Annotated in this window: 4 protein-coding genes and 1 pseudogene; 2 read left to right on the top strand and 3 right to left on the bottom strand. The window is 69.3% G+C overall.

What is annotated here, in order from left to right:
* Nucleotides 1-15: 15 nt before the first annotated feature.
* Nucleotides 16-1845 (top strand): peptidase M61, encoded by a 1830-nt coding sequence (locus HOQ08_RS11650; protein WP_291194862.1) that lies wholly within the window; start codon nucleotides 16-18, stop codon nucleotides 1843-1845.
* 155 nt (nucleotides 1846-2000) lie between these two features.
* Here the strand turns inward: HOQ08_RS11650 and HOQ08_RS11645 are convergent, their stop codons facing one another.
* Together HOQ08_RS11645 and HOQ08_RS11640 are read right to left on the bottom strand one after the other, a co-directional pair.
* Nucleotides 2001-2510, bottom strand: coding sequence for a DUF6496 domain-containing protein (locus tag HOQ08_RS11645; RefSeq protein WP_291194859.1), 510 nt, complete (start codon nucleotides 2508-2510; stop codon nucleotides 2001-2003).
* Nucleotides 2511-4312: 1802 nt separating this feature from the next.
* The gene (locus tag HOQ08_RS11640; protein ID WP_291194857.1) at nucleotides 4313-4696 is read right to left on the bottom strand and encodes a YajD family HNH nuclease; all 384 of its coding nucleotides are present in this window, start codon (nucleotides 4694-4696) and stop codon (nucleotides 4313-4315) included.
* 132 nt (nucleotides 4697-4828) lie between these two features.
* Here HOQ08_RS11640 and HOQ08_RS11635 point away from each other — a divergent pair, with 132 nt between their 5' ends.
* Nucleotides 4829-5278, top strand: a complete 450-nt coding sequence (locus HOQ08_RS11635; protein WP_291194854.1) for a CopD family protein — start codon at nucleotides 4829-4831, stop codon at nucleotides 5276-5278.
* An 82-nt stretch (nucleotides 5279-5360) separates the two neighbouring features.
* On the opposite strand, the pseudogene HOQ08_RS11630 reads toward HOQ08_RS11635, so the two are convergent.
* A pseudogene (locus HOQ08_RS11630) lies at nucleotides 5361-6088 on the bottom strand (alpha/beta hydrolase); the annotation flags it as partial.

Genomic DNA, 6088 nt, shown 5'->3' with positions numbered 1-6088 from the left:
ACTGCCGGCGCCCGCGTGCCGCCACCGCAGGACACGCCTTACCCGGGCACGGTGACGATCCACGTCGATGCGAGCGACACGCGCCAGGGCATCTTCCGCGTCCACGAGACGATTCCGGCGCAGGCCGGCCCCCTCACGCTGCTGTATCCGCAGTGGATTCCCGGCGACCATTCACCCAGCGGCCCGATCGCCATGCTGGCGGGGCTCAGGCTCAGCGCCGGCGGCAAGCCGCTTAAGTGGACGCGCGACGAATACGACGTGTATGCGTTCCACGTGGACGTGCCCGCGGGCGTGTCCGCCATCGATGCGGACTTCCAGTACCTGTCCGACCGCAGCGGCGGCTACGAGATGACCGACCGCATGCTCGACCTGGAATGGAACAAGGTGGCGCTGTACCCGGCCGGCCATTACTCGCGCCGCATCACCTTCGCGCCCAGCGTGACGCTGCCGCACGGCTGGCAGTTCGGCAGCGCGCTGGAACGTGCGGGCCAGGCGCAGGGCGACACCACCACCTTCAAGCCGGTGCCGTTCAACACGCTGGTCGATTCGCCGATCTACGCGGGGCAGTACTTCAAGCGCGTCGACCTCACGCCTGCGGGCGGGGCGCCGGTGCACCTGGACGTGGTCGCCGACGAGCCCAAGTACCTGGAGATGACGCCGGAGCAGGTGCAGGCGCACCGCAACCTGGCGGCGCAGGCAGTGAAGCTGTTCGGCTCGCACCACTACGACCACTACGACTTCCTGTTCTCGCTGTCCGAGCAACTGGGCGGCAACGGGCTGGAGCACCACCAGTCCAGCGAGAACGGCCTGGGCGCCGACTACTTCACCGCGTGGAAGGACGCCGCGCCCGGCCGCGACTTGCTGGCGCACGAGTACACCCACTCGTGGAACGGCAAGTTCCGCCGCGGCGCCGACCTGTGGACACCCAACTTCAACGTACCGATGGGCGACTCGCTGCTGTGGGTGTACGAGGGCCAGACGCAGTATTGGGGCTTCGTGCTGACCGCGCGCGCCGGCCTGTGGACGCCCGAGCAGTTCCGCGACGCGCTGGCGATGGTGGCGGCCAACTACCAGCGCAACCGCGAAGGTTTCCAGTGGCGCACGCTGGAGGACACCACCAACGACCCGACCGCCGCGCACCGCACCGGCCTGCCCTACCGCAGCTGGCAGATGAGCGAGGAGTACTACAGCGGCGGCCAGATGATGTGGCTGGCGGTGGACGCCAAGTTGCGCGCCCTCACGCACGACAAGAAGTCCCTGGACGATTTCGCGCGCGCCTTCTTCGGCGTCGACAACGGCAGCTTCGTGACCCGGACCTATGCCTTCGACGACGTGGTCGCGGCGCTCGACGGCGTGGCCAGATACGACTGGGCAAGCTTCCTGCGCGCACGCGTGGATGCGCTCGATCCGCCGCTGCTCGATGGCGTGGAGGGCACCGGCTGGAAGCTCGTCTACACCGACCAGCCGAGCGACTACGAGAAGCAGTACGACAGCCGGCCACAGTCGCCGCGGCACCTGTTCAACTTCGCCTGGTCGATCGGCCTGACCCTGGATGACCACGGCCAGGTCAACGACGTGCGCTGGGATGGTCCGGCATTCAAGGCCGGCGTCAGCACCGGCGCGACGGTGGTGGCGGTGAACGGCCAGGACTACTCGCGCGAGGTGCTCAAGCGGGCGATCGCCGCGGCCAAGGACGGCAAGGCGCCGATCCGGTTGCTGCTCAAGTTCCAGGGCGGCTACCAGACGGTGCCGGTGGACTACCACGGCGGCCTGCAGTATCCGCACCTGGTGCGCGTCAAGGGCACGCCCGATTACCTGAGCGAGATCATCGCGGCGCGCAAGTAAGGAGTTGCACGCCCCGATGGCAGGATGGCGCCGCCGCAGGCCGCTCCTGCGGGCGTCGAGCCACCCGGCGGTCCGCCACGAACAGCGGCGATCACTGCGTTGCCAGCGTGGCCTGCCCATAGACCACGCTGGCGCCATACGGCGACCAGCTGCAGCTAGTGGCCTCGGCGAGCCCGCGTGCGCGCGGCCTTCTTGGCCGCGGCGGAGCGTCCGGCGGCACCCTTGGTGCGCGCCGCCTTCTTCGCGGCCGCGGAGCGGTCGGCGGCGGTGCGGTGACTGGCGGCCTTGTGCGCCTGGCGCGAGAGCGCCTGCTTGGACGCGGTGCCGGTGCCTTCCTTCTTGAGCGCCTTGGTGGTTGCGCGGCGACGGGTGGCGGCGGATTCGGACGATTTCTTCGCCGCGGCCTTGCGCGTGGCGGATTTCTTCGCGGCGGGCTTCTTGCGCGCGGCGCTCTTGCCGGACTTGCTCTTGTCGGGAATGTCGACGCCCGCGCGGCGCGCCTTGGACAGGCCGATGGCGATCGCCTGCTTGGCGGAGCGCGCGCCGTGCTTGCCTTCGCGCACGTGCTCGATTTCCTCCTTCACGAATTCGCCGGCCTGGGTGCTCGGCGCCTTGCCTTCGCGTTTGTCCTTGCGGGCGCGTTCGAGGGTCTTCTTCTCGGGCATGGTCATATCCTCCCGTCGATCGGTGAGCGCAGCCTGCGCCATTGCGCGTGAAGCGATGGGCAAGCGGCCATGCGCCTTGCGCACGCAGGCCGGCTCAGTGGGCGGCGGGCCGCCAGCCGCGGTTCCACGCCTTGCTCCAGCTGAGCACGAGCGTGCGGCCGGCCGCGCGGGCGAGGCGTGGTGGCCCGCGGCTAGGTTCCATTGGTCCGCAGGACGGTTCCCGTCGATACCCATGGCGAGGGGACGGGCGCCGTCGCTCAACGTGTACTGGCCGGGCACCGCGATGGCGAACGGCTGCGATCCGGCAGGCAGCGTCTTCCCGGCCACGTAGACGCCCGCCGGGCCGAGCAGGTAGTTGCGCGCGACGAAGAGACGGTCGGCCGGCGGAAGGCGGTCGGGAATGACGACCATGGTCCGGTGCGCGACCAGCGCGCCCGGGATCGTATCGGCCATTCGCCCGTAGCGCAGGCGGCGCAGCGCCAGGCTTTCCATCACGGGGTAATACGGCCGTGGGCGGAAGATCGCGCCGCTCTTGGCATCCATCACGGTGTCGCCAGGATCGGTGTCGCGCAGCACGGTGGCCAGTTCGGCGCGCTCGCCGGCCAGCGCATCCCGCCAGGGTGGCGCGCGTTGCACCAGGACACCCAGCTCCAGGGCCACCAGGGCCGTCGCCACCAGCACGCCAGCGCCCTTGCTGGAGGCATCGGCGTCGAGCCGCGAGGCGATGGCCCCGGTCAGCACCAGCATGATCGTGGGTATCACCGGCAGGAAATCCTGCGGCGTGGACAGCGGCCAGGCCACCCAGATCAGCAGCGCGTACAGTGCGCCGTGGAGCGCAAGGAACGCGCGCCATCGCGCCTCGTTCGTGGCGAGGCGAAGCAAGCGGTACGCAGCCACGGCCATGACCAGCGCCAGTAAGCCCAGGTAGGCGGCTTGCCGCCAGGCATGGCTGGCTCCGCCGGTGGGCGCCAGGCCATAGGCGACCAGATCGCGCCAGGCGGGCAGCAGATCGTGCATGGAGGCCAGCCACAACCCGAGGCCGGTGGGGATCACCAGGCATCCGGCCAGGAATGCCACCGCGCGGCGCACGATCGGCCGGACCCGCCGGCGTGGCGAGGCCATCCACACGCAGCCGCCGGCCAGCAGCGCGGTCGCGAGCAGGGGCAGGGTCTTCTGCGATATGGACAGGGCCGCGCCCACGCCCAGTCCCGCGAGCAGCCAGTGTCCTGCGGATCGGCCGCGCGATAGTGCCAGGGCGAGCGAGCCCAGCCACAGCGCCGCCCAGGCATCGTCGGTGCGGAACTGGCCGGTCTTGAGGAAGAACACCTGCATCAATGCGCCGAGCAGTACGGCAGCATCGGCCACGGCTGGCCGGTAAAGGCTGCGCGCCACGCGCCATGTCGCGAACACGGCTAGGCCATACCAAGGCACCACGGCCAGGCGCAGCCACCAGAGGATGTCTGCGCGCTCCCCGAGCGCATGCATCAGCGGCGCATAGAGCAGCGCGAACAGCGGACCGTGGTTGTCGAACACGTCGCGATAGGGCACGTGGCCCTGGGCGATGCTCCAGGCGACATGGGCGTGCTGGGGTTCGTCGGAATCGAGCGGATAAGCGCCAAGCCAGAGCACGCGCATGGCCAGCAGCGCCAGCGCAGGCGCGAAGGCAGCGCACGGGCGGGCCGGATGGGTTGGCATGCCGCGAGGCTACGCCTGGCGCTTTTCCGCCAACTTTCAGATCGACGCGCGCGGCCGCGGAGATCGACGCTCGAGAGGCTCGCGCGGGACACGCGGTGGTGGCGAGCTCAGCGCTTTCCTCTGCCTTCGAGCATCGCCTTGAGGTCGGCGAATGGATTGCCGGTGGCGGGAGCGACGGTGGTGGCGGCCTCGTAACCGGCGCCGCGCACGTGGTCGATGTGGCGCGAGTGCTCATTGTCGTGGCAGTACACGCACAGCAGCTCCCAGTTGCTGCCGTCGGGCGGGTTGAAGTCGTGGTCGTGGTTGCGGTGGTGCACCGTCAGCTCGCGCAGGTTGCTGCGGGTGAACTCCCGCCCGCAGCGGCCGCACACCCATGGATACATCTTCAACGCCCGCTCGCGATAGCCCAGCTCGCGCTGTTCGGCCGCGCGGCGTGCCTCCGCGACGATGCGGTCGAGCTTGGCGGAATCGGGCGTCTTGTGCTGGCTCATGCTGGCGTCGGATGGGGACCTGGGCCGAATTGTGCCCCAGCCGGGCCCGCGGGCGAGGCTGCCGGACGGCACGGTGGAGGCGCGTGGCCGCTTCCGCAACAATGGCGCGGCTTTCCTCACCGGGCCGTCGCCATGACCTACCTCTGGATCAAATCCTTCCATGTCCTTTTCGTCATTGCCTGGATGGCGACGGTGTTCTACCTGCCGCGCATCCTGGTCAATATCGCCGAGGCCGACGGGGAAACCGCGGTGCGGGCGCGCCTGCTGCTGATGGGGCGGCGGCTGTACAAGTTCGGGCACAACATGTTCGGCATCGCCTTCCTGTTCGGGCTGGTGCTGTGGCAGGGTTGGCGGGTATTTCCCGCGACCTTGCCCAATGTGGCGGCGGGCATGCACTGGATCGATGCGAAGCTGGGGCTGGTCGCGATCCTGCTGGCCTATTTCATCCTGGTCGGGCGGATGCTCAAGCGCTGCGAGAAGGGCGGCGCGCTGCCGTCGGCGAAGGCGCTGCGCTGGCTCAACGAGTTGCCGGTGCTGCTGTTGCTGGGCGTGATCTTCCTGGTGCTGGCCAAGCCCTTCTGAAGCTGTTCGCCCGTCGCGAAGAAACAAGGGGGCGCCCCATGGCGCCCTTTTCTTCCTGCAACTCCGCCTCGCGAAGGGAACCTCACGGGGTGGCGTGCGCCGACGCAGGTGGCGATGCATCGCGCGGCCGGGTGATCTGCGCCTGGCCATAGTCGCCGGGCAGATGGCCGGTGCGGGCGAAGTCGGCCAGCATGCGGAAGTAGCCTTGCGGATAGCGCGTGGAGATGCGCTCGCCGTTCTTGCCGGTCTCGAACAAGGTCATGCCGTGTTCGGCACCGGGATAGACCGCCAGGGTAATCGGGTGGCCGCCGGCGACGAGCCCTTTCAGCCGGCGCGAGGTTTCGGCGCTGGGCGCTTCGAGATCCTGGCCACCGAGCACCCACAGCTGCGGCACGGTCACGGCGGCGAGCGTGGGCATCGGATCGTAGTGGAACGGCGTGCCGAAGCGGAAGGCGGGCGCGGCCTTGGCAAGGATGTCCTGCCGGCTGAGCGGCAGGATGAACCAGGTGTAGTTGCCGTGCACGTCCTTGTACCAGGGCTCGTGGCGGTACCTGGCGCGGATCGCGTCGAACGCATCCAGGCCTTCGGTGAATCCGCTGGCGAACACCCGTTCCGCCGCCGCGCCGATCGCCTGGGCATTGGCCACGATGTCCGGGCCGTAGCCCTTCAGCTGCATTTCCAGCGCGATCTCCTGCTGGTCCTCGTCGATCACCGAGACGGCTAGCCCGAAACTGACGATGGCGAAGTCCTCGCGTTCGCGCCGGGCGGCGAGCGGCACCACCCAACCGCCCTGGCTGCCGCCCTGGTAGC

The organism is Frateuria sp. (assembly GCF_013362045.1).
GTDB lineage: Bacteria > Pseudomonadota > Gammaproteobacteria > Xanthomonadales > Rhodanobacteraceae > Frateuria_A.
Note: the sequence above shows the minus strand (reverse complement) of the source record. Positions and strands in the feature narration are given on the sequence as shown.